This window comes from Sphingobium sp. KKT206 (assembly GCF_055640555.1).
Map to the genome: position 1 here is coordinate 688,746 of NZ_CM145764.1, position 17,348 is coordinate 706,093.

Annotated in this window: 16 protein-coding genes and 1 riboswitch; of the genes, 2 read left to right on the plus strand and 14 right to left on the minus strand. The window is 62.7% G+C overall.

Annotated elements, in window-relative coordinates; all coding sequences use genetic code 11:
* Positions 1-13 precede the first annotated feature (13 nt).
* From ACZ2HM_RS03290 to ACZ2HM_RS03340, 11 genes are read right to left on the minus strand one after another with little or no spacing between them, the layout of a single operon-like run.
* On the minus strand, positions 14-520 hold the full coding sequence (locus ACZ2HM_RS03290) for a nicotinate-nucleotide--dimethylbenzimidazole phosphoribosyltransferase (protein ID WP_470426244.1): 507 nt from the start codon (positions 518-520) through the stop codon (positions 14-16).
* 29 nt (positions 521-549) lie between these two features.
* Complete coding sequence (locus ACZ2HM_RS03295) at positions 550-732, minus strand: nicotinate-nucleotide--dimethylbenzimidazole phosphoribosyltransferase (protein WP_470426245.1); 183 nt, start codon at positions 730-732, stop codon at positions 550-552.
* Positions 732-1,370: a 5,6-dimethylbenzimidazole synthase gene (gene bluB, locus ACZ2HM_RS03300; protein WP_470426246.1), complete on the minus strand. Its 639-nt coding sequence runs from the start codon at positions 1,368-1,370 to the stop codon at positions 732-734. Before bluB ends, ACZ2HM_RS03295 begins: the two co-directional genes overlap by 1 nt.
* A complete protein-coding gene (locus ACZ2HM_RS03305) occupies positions 1,363-2,823 on the minus strand; it encodes a cobyric acid synthase (protein WP_470426247.1) in 1,461 nt (486 codons plus the stop codon). The genes bluB and ACZ2HM_RS03305 overlap by 8 nt, the downstream gene beginning before the upstream one ends.
* Entirely contained in the window at positions 2,811-3,737 is a 927-nt protein-coding gene (gene cbiB / locus ACZ2HM_RS03310; RefSeq protein ID WP_313923979.1) for an adenosylcobinamide-phosphate synthase CbiB, read from the minus strand. The genes ACZ2HM_RS03305 and cbiB overlap by 13 nt, the downstream gene beginning before the upstream one ends.
* Positions 3,738-3,740: 3 nt before the next feature.
* Entirely contained in the window at positions 3,741-4,517 is a 777-nt protein-coding gene (locus ACZ2HM_RS03315; RefSeq protein ID WP_313923980.1) for an ABC transporter ATP-binding protein, read from the minus strand.
* Positions 4,514-5,485 carry a FecCD family ABC transporter permease gene (locus ACZ2HM_RS03320; protein ID WP_313923981.1) on the minus strand — a complete coding sequence of 324 codons (972 nt, stop codon included), beginning with the start codon at positions 5,483-5,485 and terminating at the stop codon, positions 4,514-4,516. Before ACZ2HM_RS03320 ends, ACZ2HM_RS03315 begins: the two co-directional genes overlap by 4 nt.
* Positions 5,482-6,342, minus strand: a complete 861-nt coding sequence (locus ACZ2HM_RS03325) for an ABC transporter substrate-binding protein (RefSeq protein ID WP_313923983.1) — start codon at positions 6,340-6,342, stop codon at positions 5,482-5,484. Before ACZ2HM_RS03325 ends, ACZ2HM_RS03320 begins: the two co-directional genes overlap by 4 nt.
* Positions 6,339-6,950, minus strand: a complete 612-nt coding sequence (gene cobO / locus ACZ2HM_RS03330; protein ID WP_313924846.1) for a cob(I)yrinic acid a,c-diamide adenosyltransferase — start codon at positions 6,948-6,950, stop codon at positions 6,339-6,341. Before cobO ends, ACZ2HM_RS03325 begins: the two co-directional genes overlap by 4 nt.
* Entirely contained in the window at positions 6,947-8,002 is a 1,056-nt protein-coding gene (locus tag ACZ2HM_RS03335) for a threonine-phosphate decarboxylase (protein WP_313923984.1), read from the minus strand. The genes cobO and ACZ2HM_RS03335 overlap by 4 nt, the downstream gene beginning before the upstream one ends.
* Positions 8,002-9,942, minus strand: a complete 1,941-nt coding sequence (locus ACZ2HM_RS03340) for a TonB-dependent receptor plug domain-containing protein (protein WP_313923985.1) — start codon at positions 9,940-9,942, stop codon at positions 8,002-8,004. Before ACZ2HM_RS03340 ends, ACZ2HM_RS03335 begins: the two co-directional genes overlap by 1 nt.
* Before the next feature lie 144 nt (positions 9,943-10,086).
* Positions 10,087-10,292, minus strand: a riboswitch (cobalamin riboswitch).
* On the opposite strand from ACZ2HM_RS03340, the gene ACZ2HM_RS03345 reads away from it, so the two are divergent.
* Entirely contained in the window at positions 10,292-11,176 is an 885-nt protein-coding gene (locus ACZ2HM_RS03345) for a fatty acid desaturase (protein WP_470426248.1), read from the plus strand. It overlaps the preceding riboswitch by 1 nt.
* Positions 11,177-11,388: 212 nt before the next feature.
* Positions 11,389-12,081, plus strand: a complete 693-nt coding sequence (locus tag ACZ2HM_RS03350; RefSeq protein ID WP_313923987.1) for an adenosylcobinamide amidohydrolase — start codon at positions 11,389-11,391, stop codon at positions 12,079-12,081.
* Between the two features lie 320 nt (positions 12,082-12,401).
* Here ACZ2HM_RS03350 and ACZ2HM_RS03355 read toward each other — a convergent pair whose 3' ends face one another.
* From ACZ2HM_RS03355 to ACZ2HM_RS03365, 3 genes are all read right to left on the minus strand, one after another.
* Positions 12,402-15,545, minus strand: a complete 3,144-nt coding sequence (locus tag ACZ2HM_RS03355; protein WP_470426249.1) for an efflux RND transporter permease subunit — start codon at positions 15,543-15,545, stop codon at positions 12,402-12,404.
* Positions 15,542-16,633, minus strand: a complete 1,092-nt coding sequence (locus ACZ2HM_RS03360; RefSeq protein ID WP_313923989.1) for an efflux RND transporter periplasmic adaptor subunit — start codon at positions 16,631-16,633, stop codon at positions 15,542-15,544. Before ACZ2HM_RS03360 ends, ACZ2HM_RS03355 begins: the two co-directional genes overlap by 4 nt.
* 85 nt (positions 16,634-16,718) lie before the next feature.
* Positions 16,719-17,336, minus strand: coding sequence for a TetR/AcrR family transcriptional regulator (locus ACZ2HM_RS03365; RefSeq protein ID WP_313923990.1), 618 nt, complete (start codon positions 17,334-17,336; stop codon positions 16,719-16,721).
* Positions 17,337-17,348: the final 12 nt, after the last annotated feature.

Sequence of the window (17,348 nt, forward strand, 5' to 3'; positions counted from 1 at the left end):
ATCTCATTTGTGGTCAACCGGCTATCGAATTGGTCGTTGCACAGACAATCGCGCACCCGGCGATTGCAGTCAGCTTGGCCTTGTCGTTTCGACCGCCGAGCCGGTCAACGGCAGCGGTAACGATGTCGCGCTTTATGCCGCGCATCGCCGCATCCGCGCCGGCGCCGCTGGCTGTCGCGGTATCCGCGTCGATGCCCGCCAGAAGGTGCGTCACGCAGGCGGCGGCGGCGGTGTTGCCAATGCCCGTCTCGCCTGCGATCAGCAGCCGATGGCCAGCATCAATGGCGACCTGCGCTTCTGCCGCGCCTAGCGCCCGGGCCATGTCGAACTGCTCTACGGTCATCGCCGGAGCCTGTCTGAGGTCCGCCGTCCCGGGGGCAACGGGTTGCGCAACGAAATGACCGGGCCAGGGCTTGCGCGGGGACTGGATCGTTCCCGCATCGACCATCCGCACATCGACGTCGTGCGCGTTGGCCAGCGCGGTACTGCTCGCCTTGCCACTCAGGATCAGCTCGACCATCGCCGTTGGCACCGACGAGGGCCGGGGCGTCACCCCTTGAGCAATGTTCCGTGGTCGGTAGCAAACAGGATAACGCGGCGTGGCCGGGTGGCCGGGGTAAGCGACTGGCCTGCCACCGCCAGTTCCACCGCCCGCGCTTCCAATTGCCCGAGGCTTCCCATCGGCTTGGCCAAGGCATCGAGCTTAGCCTGAACGTCACAGCGAGTGATCATCAGCGTTCCAGCCGTGTTGTTGCCGGAGGTAACCGGTCCTGCCAGCCATGCCGAACCAGTTCCGGCGTGTCGGTCTCGCGCTCTGGATAGCCCAAGCACAGCAGCGCGATAAAGCGCCAGTGTTCGGGCACATCCAGGAGTGCGTTGATGCTGTGCGGATCGACGATCGACACCCACCCCAGGCCAATTCCGTTCGCGCGGGCAGCCAGCCATACGGTGTGCACCGCCGTCACCACCGACCAGCACAAAGTCTCGGGCATCGTAACGCGGCCAAGCCCCTGGCCAGCTTCGCCCTGCTGATCGCAGAACACCGCGACGATTTCGGGCGCTTCGCGCAGGCCGTGGAGTTTCAGGCCCTCGTACAGCGCCTTGCGCTCCCCCGAATACTGCTCGCCTGCAGCGCGTTTGTGCGCATCGACCTGAACGGCCAGCGCCTCGCGCCGCCCGGGCGAGAGGATGCGCACAAATCGCCAGGGCTGGGCATTGCCCACCGACGGGCCGCGGCATGCGGCTTCGATCAGCGTGTCGAGCGATCCTTCAGGCAAGGCGCGTGTCTGAAAGTGCCGCACATCCCGCCGCCATGCCAGCAGGTTGTCCAGTTGGTCGCGGAAGGCGGGCCCGAAAGTCGGCTCAGTCATGGCTATGCCGCGCAATGGCAAGCAAGCGGTCAATATCGACATAGTCTTCGAGCGAGGCGGCCAGCGCATCGAGCGCCTGATCGACGCGATGGTCCTGCGCGACGCCATCGCCCTGCGCGCCTAGCCGAGCGAGCCACGCACCGCGCTGGGCAGGGTGATCGAACAGCCGGTGGATATAGCATCCAGCGATCCGGCCGTCGGGGCTGACCGCGCCATCATGTTCTCCGCTGTCCAACCGCAGCAACGGCTGAACCTGAGGGAGCGCGCGGGTCTGGCCGACATGGATTTCATAGCCTGTAAACGGCTGATCATCGCGCAGGCTGGTGCCGGTCACATCGACCACGCGCTTGTCCGCGGTCAGCCGGGTGGCGACGGGCAGATAGCCCAATCCCGCCACGGTTTCCGGCGCGCCTTCCACGCCATCGGGGTCTTCGATCGCCTGCCCCAGCATCTGGTATCCGCCGCAGATGCCCAGCAGCGCACCTCCGCGCCGGACATGTGCGGCGATATCGATATCCCAGCCCTGCGCGCGCAGGAATGCAAGGTCGGCGATCGTCGCCTTGGTCCCCGGCAAAATGATCAGCGCCGCATCGCCGGGCAGGGGCTGGCCCGGCGGCACCATCGTCAGCCGCACGCCCGGTTCGTGCGCTAGCGGATCGAAATCGTCGAAATTGGCTATCCGTGACAGCATCGGTACTGCAATGGTGATCGCGCCATCGGTGGCGGCTGCCGCATCCAGTACCACCGCGTCTTCGGCCGGCAGCTGCCGGGCGGCCGCGAGCCATGGGATAACGCCAAGTCCTGACCAGCCGGTGAGCTGTTCGATCTGCGCATAACCATCATCGAACAGCCGCACATCACCGCGAAACTTGTTGATCACGAACCCGTGGATCATCGCGGCGTCGGCCTCGTCGATCACCGCCTTGGTGCCGACGATTGATGCGATCACGCCGCCCCGGTCGATATCGCCGACCAGCACCACCGGAACCACTGCCGCGCGGGCAAAGCCCATATTGGCGATGTCGCCAGCGCGCAGGTTGATTTCCGCCGGGCTGCCTGCACCTTCGACGATGACCATATCCGCTCCAGCGCGCAGCCGGTCCCAGGATTGCATCACCGCCGACAGCAGCTCGCCCTTGCGGTGCTGATAATCCGCTGCGCCCAGTGTGCCAATGACCATACCGTGCACCACCACCTGCGCGCCGGTGTCTGACTGCGGCTTGATCAGCACCGGGTTCATGTCGATGCTGGGTACGGCGCGGCACGCCATGGCTTGTAAGGCCTGCGCCCGGCCGATCTCGCCGCAGTGCGCCACCGCCGCGTTGTTCGACATATTCTGCGGCTTGAACGGAACGACCTTCAGCCCGCGATTGGTGAGCAACCGGCACAGGCCCGCGACCAGCACCGATTTGCCGACGTCCGAGCCTGTTCCCTGCAACATCACAGCAGCCATGCAAGCGCTCCTAAACTGGCCCACATCAAAAGGCACGCCCGGCGATAGACCCACAACGCGCGCTGCAGATCGGCAGCATGAGGCGCAGAACCATCGCCCAGCCAGGCGCGGGGAGCCGGTTCGCCGTCATAGCACACTGGCCCACCCAGTTTGCGCCGTAAAACGCCCGCCATCGCCGCCTCCGGCCAGCCGCCATTGGGTGAAGCATGAAACGGGGCATCGCGCAGCATGATGCGCCAACCGCCCCATCCTGCAAGGCAAATGAGCAGCCCGGATATCCGCGCTGGAATGAAGTTCACGACGTCATCGGTGCGCGCAGCTGCCCAGCCGAAATGGAGATAATGCGTATCGCGGTGCCCGATCATCGAATCAGCGGTGTTCACGGCCTTGCAGATCATCAGGCCCGGTAGCCCGGCGACAAGAAACCAGAATGCGGGCGCGACCACGCCATCGCAAAAGCTTTCCGCCAGACTCTCAGTGGCGGCAACCGCGATGTCGCTTTCATCCAGCCCGCGGGTATCGCGGCCCACGATCCGGGCGACCGCGATGCGCGCCGCCCCCACGTCTCCCTGCATCAGGGGCCGGGAGACGGCACGGACATGATCGTCGAGGCTGCGCTGCGCCATGCCCGTGGTTGCGACCGCGATAATAAGCACCAGCGCGATACTGCCTGACGCCCAATATTCGATCAGCCAAGCGGCCGTGCCGACACCGCCTGCGACCACCATCAGCAGCGTCAACCCCATCGCCCGGCGGCGCAGCACGCTACCCGCGTTCCATCGCTGTTCCAGCTTAGCGATAGCGGCACCGATCCACATCACCGGATGGCCGATCACCGCCAACATAACAGCGGGGTAACCGATCGCAGCCTCCCCGATCAGGGCCAGCAGCAATTGATCGGGCCGCGCGAGCATATCCTAACGTGCCATCGGAGTGGTCACGATGAACCGCAGGCCGTCCGGGGTCGTGCCGATATGCGAGGATACTCCATAGGTCGTTGCGATACTCTGCGGAGTCAGCACGTCTTCGAGCGCACCCTGCGCGACGATGCGGCCATCGCACATCAGCAGCACCTCGTCTGCCACCCGGATCGCGTGGTTGAGGTCGTGCAGCACGACGATCACCCCCGCGCCGCTGCGAGCGACATCGCGCAGGCACTCAAGTGTATCGAGCTGGTGCGCAGGATCGAGATTGGCCAGCGGTTCATCGGCCAGCAGCCATTGCGGTTCGCCCGCCAGCACGCGCGCCAGCAATACGCGGGCGCGCTCGCCCCCCGACAGGGCGGTCATCGGACGGGCAGCAAACTGTGCGACATCGGTCGCGGCCATGGCGCTTGCCACAGCGATGCGATCCGCCTGGGTCTCGCCCCATCGAGTTCGGTGCGGATAGCGTCCCAGCGCCACAAGTGTTGCGACATCCACATCCCAATGGACATCGGCTCCCTGCGGCAGCAGGCCGATCTGCCTGGCCAGATCGCGCAGACCCAGCGTGGCGCGCGGACGACCACCGACCATTACATGGCCCTCATCGGGCGTGTGCAGACCGGCAAGGCACGAAAGCAAAGTGGATTTGCCCGCACCATTCGGCCCCAGCACCGCCGTCACCTGTCCGGGCGTAAACGTAGCGCTGACTGCATCGAGCACGGTGCGCCCGCTCAGCCTGAGCGAAATACCTTCGGCTTTCAGCACGCTCATGCCAGCCCTCGGCGCATGCGCAGCAGAAGGAACAGGAAGAACGGCCCGCCCAGCATCGACATCGCAATCCCCAACCGCAATTCGCTGACCGTCGGCATAGCGCGTACCAAACAGTCTGCCACCAGCAACAGCAAGGCGCCCGCCAGTGCGGACGGCAGCAGCACCGCCGAGGGCCGGTTGCCTACAAAGGGCCGGACGAGATGCGGCACGATCAGGCCGATAAAGCCGATGATGCCTGCCGTCGCCACAGATGCGCCGACACACAGGGCCACGCCGATGACGATCAGCAACTGCAACCGCAGCGGGTCGACGCCCATCGACCGGGCAGCGGATTCGCCCAGCGTCAGTGCGTCAAGCGTGCGTCCCGTGAAGGCCAGCAGCACGCACCCCAGCGCCAGCAGCGGCAGCGCCAGCGTCACATCGTCCCAGCTGCGGTCGGTAAGCGCGCCCATCAGCCAGGTAACGATTTGCGATGTCGCAAACGGCGTGGGTGCGAGGCTGATCGCCAGCGCGGTCATCGATCCCGCCACACTGGAAAGGATGACGCCTGCGAGCGTGAACAGGATGACGCTGCCCGACCGGCCCACCAGCAGTGCCAGGATGGTCATGGTCACCGCCGCTCCGGTCAACGCAAAAGCAGGCAGCAGCCAGGGTGCGGCAGCATAACCGAAATACAACGAGATCACCGCGCCCAGCGCCGCGCCCGACGACACGCCGAACAATCCGGGATCGGCCAACGGATTGCGCAGATAGCCCTGCATCGCCGCACCCGAAAGGCCAAGCGCCGCACCGACCATCGCCGCCAGCACCGTGCGCGGCAGACGAAGCTCGGCAATGATCGGCCAGCGCGGATCGCCCACAGACCAGGCATCCAGCGGGATCCACACCTTGCCTGCCAGCAGTGACAGCACAAAGGCGGCAGCGATGCCCGCAAGCAACGCAAGATTGAGGTTCAGCGCGCGGTTCACAGTGTCCCCCTTATGCTGGCCAGATGTGCGACCGCATCGATGATCGTAGGCCCGCCGCAATGCAGCAGCCGCTCAGGGTAACGGCGCACCGCGATCTTCCGGGTCAGCCCCGCCAGCACCGGATGGCCGAGCATCCGGTCGCTGCGGTCCTGTGCGCCAACCGACAGAAGTACGCGCGGCGGACGCGCAACGAGATGCTCAAGCGGCAGCACATCCCAGCGTTTCAGGCCATAATTCGCGCTCATGTTGCGATAGCCAGTCACGCGGAGCAACTCGCTGGCGAGCGTGCCTTCGCCGGGCACCAGTCCGCTCCCTTGCCAGATCAGCGCGCCGGGGGCTGTGCTGCGGGCCGCGTCGCTTGCGGGCGTTGCCGCGCGCACTGCGTTGTCGATCCGGGACACGAGCGCCTCGCCGCGTGCGGGCTGGTTGATGGCGGCTGCAATCGTGCGAACCTGTGCGATGCTTTCGGCAACGCTCTCGGGCACACTGATCTGGACCAGCGGAATACGCATGCGGTGCAATGCGGATATCGTCGAAGGGGCGACATGGGCACCGGCGATCACGAGGTCAGGCGCCAGCGCGACGACCTCCTCGGCTGTTCCAGATGTCGCTGCAAAGCGCCGCGCCTGATCGAGGGGGATCGAGGTCGCGCGCTCGTCCTGCGAATAATGGCTGATCGCTGCAATCTGCTGCGGTTGGGCAATCTGCATCAGCACCGCATCGACGCACGGGTTGATCGATGCAACGCGGGGCAGGGCCGATGGCTCGGACGACGGGCGCTCCACCAATCGGTCAGCGGCCTGCGATGAGCAGCCCGCGACCAAAAGGCCAAGGGCAAAGGCGGCAGCGCGGATCAATACTCGACGCCCTTCTGCGCCTTGAACCCGGCCTTGAATGGATGCTTCACTTCTTCGAACTCGGTAACCAGATCGGCTATCTCGATCAGCTCTGGCTTGGCGTTCCGTCCGGTGATGCAGATGTGCTTGGTCAGCGGGCGGTCCTTCAGAAAGGCAACGATCTCGTCGATCGGCAGAATATCCTGCCGCAGGGCGATGTTGAGTTCATCCAGGATGATGAAATCATAGGCAGGGTCAAGAATGAGCGCCTTCGACCGCTCCCACGCAGCACGCGCTGCTTCGATGTCACGGGCTCGGTCTTGCGTGTCCCAGGTAAAGCCTTCACCCATCACCTCAAATGTCAGCAAATCGGGATTGGCATGAAAGAAGTTCTTCTCGCCCGTCTCCCACGCACCTTTGACATACTGGACGATACCGACCTTCATTCCCCAGCCCAGCGAGCGGATGGCCATGCCGAAGGCGGAAGACGATTTGCCCTTGCCGCTGCCGGTGTGGACGATCAGCAATCCGCGCTCGAGCGTGCGGCGTGCCTGCATCCGCTCGCGTGCGACCTGTACCCGCTTCATGCGGGCGTTGTGGCGGGCAAAGTCTTCTGGCGTCTCGGTCATTGCGTGCTCCCTGTGGTCTTCCAAGCGGCATTCCATGTGGCCAGCGCATCATCCAGCCTGGTCCAGTCGCTGTCTTCGCGCGGCAATCCGATCCGCAGCCAGCCCGGCGCATAATCAAACGGGCGAGTCAGAATGCCAGCCAGCGCCAGATGCACGAACAGCGCGTCGCGGCGCTCCGCTGAAATCAGAATGAAGAAGGCGGTGCGGCCGACGATCTCGATGCCATGGTCGCAAAGCATCTGCGCGAGACGCTGCGATGCTTCGTGCAGTCGCGCCCGTTGTTCCCTATGCCAAGCCGTATCGCTGCAGGCGGCAAGGCCCGTCGCCAGAGCCGGGCCGGATATCGGCCAGTAGCCGATCAGTGTGCGCAGCCGTTCGCCAATTTGCGGCGGTGCGATAACAAAGCCCAATCGCAATCCGGCCAGCCCGAAGAACTTGCCGAAAGATCGCAGCACGATCAGTCCCGGCCAATCGCAGCTGGCCAGGCTGTCGTGCGGGTCGGCATCAGCAAACGCCTCATCGACGATCAGATATCCGCCACGCTCCGCCAACAGCGCCGCCGCTGAGTGCATCTGCGTGGAATCGGCAACCAGTCCATCGGGATTGTTGGGCCGGGCGAGCACTAGCGCATCGTGCGTCTTCGCCATTGCCAGCAGCGCATCGGCGGTGCACTCGGTGGCAGCGCTTTCGCCCCACATTGTCAGATGACCGGAATAGCCGGGGCGCACCACAGCGGCTGACCTGTTGCCCAGATGTCCGCCCAGCATCGCGCCCAGCAACCGCAGCGCCAGATCGCTACCCGGCACCGCCACCAAGCGCGTCGCATCGACACCGAAGAATGCGGCAGCGGCAGTTTCCAACGCAGATAAGTCAAGCGGATCGGGCAGGCGCTCTGCGGCGCCCGCAACATGTCCAACCGGATAGGGCCAGGGCGCAATGCCGGTGGACAGATCGGTCCACCGGGCAACCTGCGGAAACGCAGCGCGCGCAATATCGATACGTCCGCCGTGTCGGGCGAAATCATTGATCAAGGCGCGCGCTGCGGCCTTCATCAGTAGCGCATCCGCACACCGGCATAGCCCGCCCGGTCCGGCGAGCCATAACGGAACACCGTCTCGTAACGTTCGTCGAAGAGGTTTTCGACCCGGGCATAGATGTCGATCCGGTCGGTCAGCGGGAACGAGGCGCGCAGGTCCGCCAGCACATAGCCTTCAACCTTGCGGCTGTTGTTGGCATTGTCGAAGTTCGACCCGACATGCGTGAGCGTGACGCCGGTCTCCAACCCGAAACCCCAGCGATAGTCGATCAGCGCGGTGACGCTGTGCTGCGGCCGCCGTACCAGTTGCCGCCCGAAGTTGACATTGCCAGGCGACCGGTTGGTGGCATCTGTATAGGTATAGTTCGCCTGCAGCCGCAGCGCATCGACCGGCTGCATCGTCAGGCCGATTTCAACGCCTTTAGCCCGCGCCTTCGAGACGTTGTCATACGTGCCCGAAGGCCGTCCAGCGCAGATGCCTGTGCGTGGCAGCGGGCAGGATATGAAGATGATGAGATCGTCTGAGTCGCGCCGGAAGAAGGTGGCACTGGCCTGCAACCGCCCGTTGACGAGATTCTGGGTGACCCCGGCGTCCCAGCCCTTCGAGCTTTCCGGCTGGAGCAGCTGATTGCCGAAGTCGCTTTGCAGCTGGAACAGCGACGGTGCCTTGAACCCCTCGGCATAGCTGGCGCGCACTGTCGTGCCGGTCTGGCTCACCGTGTAAACGCCGCTCGCCCCAAAGGTGGTGGCTCCGCCAAAGCGGTTGTGGTCATCATGCCGAACGCCGCCGGTCAGGGTCAGGCCCGTCACCGGTGTCGCCACGATCTGCCCGTAAACGCTGTCGATCCGGGCCCGTCCGATGGAAGGACGCGCACCAAAACTGCTGCTGGAAAAGCGCGATGTCTCGCGTTCCAGTCCACCCGTCAGCTGCCAGCCTTCTGCGATATCGAACATGCCCTGATATTCGATACGTTCGTTGCGGCCATTGCCGACAAAGGTCTCGGCAGGCAGGCCGACAAGGCTGAAGTTGCGGCGACGGGTGTCGGTGTACGCATAGCCCAGCCGGTTACGGAAGCGACCGTCGAACAGCGTGGCGTTAACTCCGGTATAGCCGACGATTTCGCGGGTGCGCGATTCCTCGTTCACATCACCAAAGGCAAAGGTTGGTGGAGGGAAGCCATCGATATTCACCCGGCCTTCCGAATACCAGCCGCGCGCATCGAGCGACAACCAGTCGCTCAGCGCCAGATTGAAACTACCGTTGGCACCGTAATTTTCATAGCCATCCTTTTCGATGCCGCCGCGCGCTTCGCTGAATGAGGAGATGCCATCGGTGCGGAAGTATCCTGCGCCCACGCTGGCCGAAAACGGACCGGCTTTTCCGGCAATGTTGCCAACCAGCTGTCCAGTATCGCGATAGCCATATTCGCCGCGTACGTTGACTGTCAGGGCGTCCGTCGGCTGGCGAGTGATCATGTTGATAACCCCGCCGATCGCTTGGCTGCCCCAAAGCACCGACGATGGTCCGCGCAAAACCTCAATTCGCTCGATGTTGCCGATCAGCAGATTGCCGAAGTTGAAGCCGCCCCCCGGCGACGAAGGGTCGTTGAGCTTGATGCCATCGACCAGCGCCACGGTCTGATCGCTCTCTGCACCGCGAATGAACACCGATGTGGATGTCCCGACGCCGCCGTTGCGCGTGATGCTGACACCCGGCACGGTTCGCAGGATATCGGCGACGGTTTGGGTCTGCCGCCGCTCGATTTCGGCCGAATCGATCACCGTGATGGATTGGCCGACCCTTTCGACGGGCTGGGCGCTGCGGTTGGCGGTGACGACGATGACCGGTTCGTGCGGCGACATGGTGCGGACATCATCCTGCGCGTGCGCAATGAAGGTGCCGCAAAGCCCGAGAGCTGCGGTGGAAACGGTCACTTTTAAGAACAGATTTTGCATGTGTATCCCCTGTCAAACAACAAGGGGTTGCTCGCACCAATGGCACGACAGAGCGTTCGCTGGCTTGTCACCCGCGCGCGCCACCCCAATCGATGTCGTCACGCGAGGATTGACCTCGATCACGCTGAACACCCCGTCCGCGCAAAGGACCGACTACAACAGGCAGGTCTCCTGGCTCCCGGGTCAACACGCTCGCCCCGCCTTCCCAAGTGCAAATGCACCCAGTGGCATGAAGGGGCGACCGCTCTCCGGTCACAGTTGCGGGGACAGCCACGGATTACAGGGGTAGATACCTGCTTCCGCGTTCCCTATTAATCCCATCTCTGGGAACCTGTTGCGGCGTCGCAATATGGCGAGCAAAACCGCATTGCAAGGAAAATGCTGTGCTGACCTTCATTACTGGCGGGTCCCGCTCGGGCAAAAGCGCGCCCGCCACACCAACACCATCCATGATTGTGACCAACGTATCCAGCGGCGCGACCCGGACCAGCATTTTCCCAAATCTCCGCGCGCAATGTTCTGGCTGCTGGTCCGCAGCATCACCGGTCTCAACTATTATCGGGTGGCGCGCGCTGGACGCATCTGGGCACCCATCGCCAATTTCCACAATCCCAAACGCTTCGGTTTCGATTACCGCCTGTCGCTGCGCCTACGCTATGTCGCATGGGCCGTGCTGGTCTATGGCGCGATATTGTGGTCGCCCTTTCGCTGGCAGATACTGGGCCTGATCCTCATCCCGCAATTTTTCTGGGTCAATGTCTTCAACCGCATCCGCGCCATGGCCGAGCATAACGGCCTCCCCGATAATCACGAACTCAACGGCACCCGCACCGTCATCCCGACCTTGCTCGACAGGCTCCTCATCGGGCCGCTCAACATCAGCTATCATCTGGAACATCACCTCTTCCGGTCCGTCCCCTGGCATAATCTGCGCCGCCTGCACCTCCATCTGATGGCCAACCCAACCTGTGCGGCGAACGCGCATGTGTCGCGCGGATATTGGGGCATGATCCGGGAGCTCATGCCGACGCGTGGCGTGAGCGGGAGTGACGGGGGATTGGGTGAGGCGGCAGCCCAAAGATCTCCCGGACGCTATTGCGCCATCCTTTTGCAGGTGGATGGAGCAGACATGATTGCCACACGCAGACGTCTCCACGATTGCGAAGGCTGCATCAACGGTATGTTTGCAAAAATCGAAAAACCGTCGAGCATTCTTTGTCGTATACTCGAATAAAGCACCAATATTTCTTACCAATTTTCCAGAGCTCATGGATATGATCGGGCAGAGATATTCTGGTGCAGCAAAACCAGATTAACGGATGCTTAGTTTTGGGAGAGTATTTTTACTTGTAGCAGTTGTTAGCCTTGAGCCGCGTGTACATACCTACGCACAGAGGCGCATGGTTAGTGTTGCAAGCGCAGTGATATCGTGCGAGGCAGGTCTTGATGAATCCATTTTCCGTTCACTGTGCCAGCCCTTTCCTTGTTGCCTCGTTCCCTCAACCACAAGCTGTTTTGAGTTGGTCGCTGACGCGGCCAGGCTTCGCAGAAGTCAGCAGTGTCGCATGGCTCTATGTCCGGGATGCCGATCTGAGCATGGATGTCGATCCAGCCTTGCTGCTTAGAAAAAGCATGCAGTCGGCGGGATTGACGGATGCGGTCCACCTCATGACATCTCGAGATATCACCAAGCATCACATGTCTCAGGCGTCCTTCGGGCGGGCTACGGCCAGCTGCCTGGCGACCGTCGGTCTTGGTAATGCGGTGCGCGTCGGTTCTGCACCCGTTGCTCATCAGGATGTCGGGACGATCAACCTCCTCGTGCATGTCGATCGCCCTCTGTCACAAGCGGCGCTCGTGGAGACCATTTCAATTGTTGCCCAGGCGCGTACGGTTGCAATGATCGACCTTCCCTGGAAGCCATCTGGATTGGCCGTGACGGGAACTGGGACCGACTGCATCGTCGTCGCAACTCCTATCCATCCAGACATGGAACAGTTTGCTGGCCTGCATACCGACATAGGCGCAGCTGTCGGTCGGGCCGTCTATGACGCAGTCTGGTCGGGTGGACATGTCTGGATCGCCGAACAGCAGCGTACTGAAGCGCGATCTACATGCGCGTTGGCGCCCCCTGACTGACTTTGACAGGAAGGACCGCGCCAGACGAAAAAAAACTCCCCGCGCGGCATCATGTTGCTCCGGCGCGCCGTTACGGCATTTTCGTTTGAACTGCTTAGCGGACAGCGCTGCGACGCCTTGGCAAAGCGACGAAGTGCAAGGAGCGCGCCGGGGGCCATCAAAACCGTCAACGTTTCGTTCGGGTCGGCGCAGTCATAAGGGCCCTTTCGCAACCGGCCAGTGTTACGCAGCCGATGAAGGAAAGCCGACGGGCAGCAGCTGAGGATGAGACAATCGAAGGCTTAACGTCGCATAAGGCGCGACGGCAGATGGCCTCCCTCCTAGGCCGCCACCGGGTTTGCGCCAGGCAGCGGACTGGGATGCTCCTCACGGGATTGCGGCTTGATCTTGAACCACAGGGCATACAGCGCGGGCAGGAACACCAAGGTCAGGATCGTGCCGCCGAGCGTCCCACCGATCAGGGTCACCGCCATCGATCCCCAAAAGACTGAACTGATGAGAGGCACAAATGCGAGCACCGCCGCCAGAGCGGTAAGAATTACCGGTCTGGACCGTTGCACAGTCGCCTCGACCACGGCGTGGTAGGGATGCATCCCTTCCTTCTCATGGTCATGGATTTGGCCGATCAGGATGAGCGTATTGCGCATTAGGATGCCGGCGAGGGCGATCAGGCCCAAAATAGCGTTGAAGCCGAACGGTTGGCCGCTGATCAGCAACGTAGGAACGACTCCGATCAGCCCCAGAGGCGCGGTCAGCAGCACGATCGCCATGGCCGACAGGCTGCGCACCTGGAGAATGATGACGATCATCATCAGAACGATCATGATCGGGAAGATCGGCGCGAGTGCCGAATTGGCTTTCGCGGCCTCCTCGATCGAACCAGCCATATCGATATGATAGCCCGATGGCAGATCCTTGATGATGGGGTGAAGCTTTTTGAGCATCGCGGTCGAGACGTCGGGCGGTTGCAGTCCCTCAGCGATGTCGCCACGAACGGTGATCGTCGGCAACCGATCGCGACGCTGAAGGATCGGGTCCTCCATCCGCACTTCCAGTTTGCCGATCTGGCTCACCGGCACGCGCTCGCCATTAGCGCCAGTCAGCATATAGTCGCCGATCCGCGCCGGATCGAGCCGGTCACTGCCGCTTGAGCGCGCGATGACATCGACGGTGCGGATATCCTCACGCGCCTGGCTGACGGTAACCCCGGTCAGCAAAAACTGAAGCTGCTGCGCAACGTCGCTGGATGTCAGGCCGAGCGCGCGCAGTCGATCCTGATCGAGCACGAAATGCAACGCGGGGGCACGGTCGCCCCAATCGGCGTTCACGGTTCGCATCATCGGATCGTCCTGCATGATCTTCTGCGCTTTGGCTGCGACGGTGCGGACCGTCGCCACATCAGGGCCGCTGACCCGGAAAGCGACCGGGAAGGGCGAATAGGGACCAAAAACAAGCTGGGTCGCGCGCACCCGTGCCTGCGGCGCGAGGCCGTCGGCCGCGGCCTGGCGTAGCTTAACCTTCAGGGCATCACGTGCTTCTTCGTCTGCGGTGAGTACGATGATCTTTGCAAAGGAAGGGTCGGGTAGTTCGGGCGACAGAGACATGAAGAAGCGCGGGGCGCCCTGGCCGACATAAGCGGTCACGATTCTGGCTTCGGGCTGTTTACGCAGCCAGGCCTCGACTTGCTTTGCGGCCTCGCTGGTGCGGGCGATCGCTGTTCCCTTGGGCATCTGCACCTCGACCAACACTTCGGGCCGATCGGACGCGGGGAAGAATTGTTTGTTGACGAACGGCATGCTGGCGCCCGCAATCAGGAACGCGCCGAGTGTCGCGAGCGCGACAAGTTTCTTGCGCCGCACTGCCCAGGCGATGACGCTGCGCACTTTCTCATAGCGTGGCGTCTGGTAGATTGCGGCATGCCCCCCTTCCACCGGCTTGATGTGCGGCAGCATCTTCACGCCCATATATGGCGTGAAGATCACCGCGACGAACCAGGAGGCGATCAGGGCGAAGCCAACGACCCAGAAGATGTTGCCGGCATATTCGCCGGCGGTCGATTGCGCGAACCCTACCGGCATTAACCCGATCACCGTCACCAGCGTTCCGGCCAGCATCGGCGAGGCGGTATGGCTCCAGGCGTAGGCGGACGCGCGGATGCGGTCGTAGCCCTCCTCCATCTTCACGACCATCATTTCGATCGCGATGATCGCATCATCAACCAGCAGGCCGAGCGCCAGGATCAGTGCGCCGAGCGTGATCCGGTCAAGAACGCGGCCGGTGGCCCACATGATGACGAGCACGATAGCGAGCGTCAGCGGCACCGCCGCCGCCACGACGATGCCGACCCGCCAGCCCAGGCTCACAAGACTGACGATCATCACGATTGCCAGCGCTTCCAGGAAAGTGTGCATGAACTGGTTGACCGCCTCGGAGATATTGACCGACTGATCGGTGACCGGGGTCAGGCTCATGCCGAGGGGTAGTTCGTCTGTGATCTTCTCAATTTCCGTCTTCAGCGATTTGCCCAGGTCAAGGCCGTTCCATCCCTCGCGCATGACGACGCCGAGCAGCAATGCAGGCTCGCCCTGGCTGCGGATCAGGAAGGCGGCGGGGTCTTCGTAACCACGCTTGACCGTGGCGATTTCGGACAGGCGCAGCGTGACACCGTTTGCGACGATGGGCAGGTCACGGATCTTCGACAGGTCGTCGAATGCACCGTCGAGGCGCACGATCACCTGCTGTGCCTTGGTTTCGATCGAGCCTGCGGGCGTGATCATATTCTGCGCCGCCAGCGCAGCGAAGATGTCGCGTGGCGAGACGCCAAGCGTCGCCAGCCGCTCCTGGGCGAATTCGACATAGATGCGCTCAGGGCGCTCGCCCACGATATTAATTTTGTTGACGCCAGGAACATGCAGTAGGCGCTGGCGCAAGGTCTCGGCTTCACGTGCGAGCAACCGCTGCGGCTCGCCCTTAGCCTTGAGGGCATAAAGGGCGAAGGTGACTTCGCCATATTCGTCGTTCACGAATGGCCCGACCGCTCCGCGCGGCAGGTTAGGCGCTTCGTCCGACATCTTCTTGCGCGCTTGATAAAATTGGTCCGGCACGTCCTTGGGCGGCGTCGTGTCCCGCAAGGTCAATGTGGTGAAGGCCAGACCGGGCCGTGTGAAGGTTTCGCTGCGATCATACCAGCGCAGTTCCTGCAAACGCTTTTCCAGTCGCTCGGCGACCTGATCCTGCATCTCCTGAGCTGTCGCGCCGGGCCAGGCGGTGACGACCGTCATCACCTTGATGGTGAAGCCCGGATCCTCCGCCCGTCCCAACTTCAGGAACGCGACGGTGCCCGCCAGAATGATCGCGATCAGGAAGAACAAAGTGACTGATCGCTCGCGGACAGCCAGCGCGGATAGATTGAACCGGCTCGGCTTACCGGGCTCATTTCCGGGCAGATCGTGCTGCCCGCTCATCGGGCTGCACCTGCGGCTTGCGCAGCGATTCTAACCTGCTGACCCTGATGCAACATATGGGCGCCCATCGCGACGAAGCGGTCGCCAGACTTAAGTCCCGATGTCACATTTGCAGTCTCTTCACCAAGAGCAGAGACGCGAACCGGCCGCCACGCGACCGTTGGCTTGGTACCCCCGCTGACAATCCAGACGCCTGGACCTCGCCCGGTGTCGTGCAGTGCGCCAAGCGGCACTTGGGTCGTAACCTCTTCGCCTGGCGTAGCAAGGGTCACAGTGACAGTGGATCCGAGCGGCGCTCGAGCGACCGCGCCTGCAAGGACATAGCGGGCTTCGAACGTGCGCGAGGCTGGATTGGCGGAGTCAGCGAGCTGGCGCAGGGTGGCGCTGCCGGTCGCACCGTCGTAGGTGCGGGCCCGGGCGACAGAGTTCAGTGAGGGCCGCACCGTTTCGGGCAATTGCACCAGGGCTTCGCGCGGTCCTGACCGTGCTAATCGTATCACGGTCTGTCCGGCCGCAACCACCTGTCCAGGTTCTGCCAGCGTCTCGACGACTGTGCCGTCGGCATCGGCGAGCAGGACACCATAGTTGGTTTCGTTACGCGCCACATTGGCCTGCGCCTGTGCTGCGGTGAGCTGAGCGCGCGCCGAATCGGCAGCTGCCTTGGCCTGGTCGTAAGCCGAGGCCGATACGGCGCCCGCGCCCACCAGATCGCGGTAACGCCTCTCATCGGCTGCAGTCTGCAATGCGCGCGCGCGGGCGGCTTCGACGGTGCCTTGTGACGCGCGGCTCGCGAGCGCGAGGTCGGCAAGGTCGATCCGCATCAGCGGCTGTCCGCGGCGAACGACCTGTCCGGCGTCAACCAGACGCTCGATCACCTTTCCGCCGACCCGAAAGCCCAGATCGCTCTGCACGCGTGCCGCAACGATGCCGGTAAACTCGCGTGTCGCAGCATTGGCCAGGCTCGAGGTGGTTACCCTGACGAGTGGTGGCTGTGTCCGTGGATCGGATTGGGTGCGGTCGCACCCGGCCAGTGCGATCGAAAGCAGGATGGGCAGGCCAAGGGCAAAATGACGATAGCGATGGGACACGCACGATTCCTCCGAAGTATGGAGGATCGATAAGTGTCTAGTGACCATATTGTCAATAGGTCACATAAATCTGATCTGGCCGGGTTTAGGGTGCTAGGCTGCGCAGGATGAGGCCCATAACCTCGCTTTGTGCGTCGGGAAGCAGGTCCAGATTCCGCTCGAGATGAAGTGGATCGATAAAGGGGGTCATCGCGTAGAATATCGATCGGCAGATTTCGTCGATCGGTGTCTTGCGTTCGAACTCCCCATTTTCGCGGCCATCCCGGATGATCTCCTCCAGCATCGCTTTGAGGGCATCGGCATAGACTTGCGTCGATGACCAGCGCTCCTTCGCCGATAGCGCCGCAATCTCAAAGATCTTTCGATCATCGAAAAACAGGGCGACGCTGAGCGCAGTAACGCTTTTGAACATACGACGGAGCCGGTCGGTCGCGCTGCCGCCTTCATCGATGGCGGCACGCGCCTCGCTGAGGATTTGCACGAGGCGGGCGCTACAGATGGCTTCGCCGATCGCCTGTTTCGATTCAAAGAAGCGATAGATATAGGCTTTCGAGAAGCCGATCTCGCGCGCCAGGTCAGAGACCGCGGTTTTGCCATAGCCGTAGCGCGCAAAACATTCATTCGCGGCTTCGACGATCTGATCACGTACGCTGTGTTCGGCCGGCCCGCGGGTCGAGGCCGTTGGAGTGGATGGTTTCATCATGCTCGCTCCTTA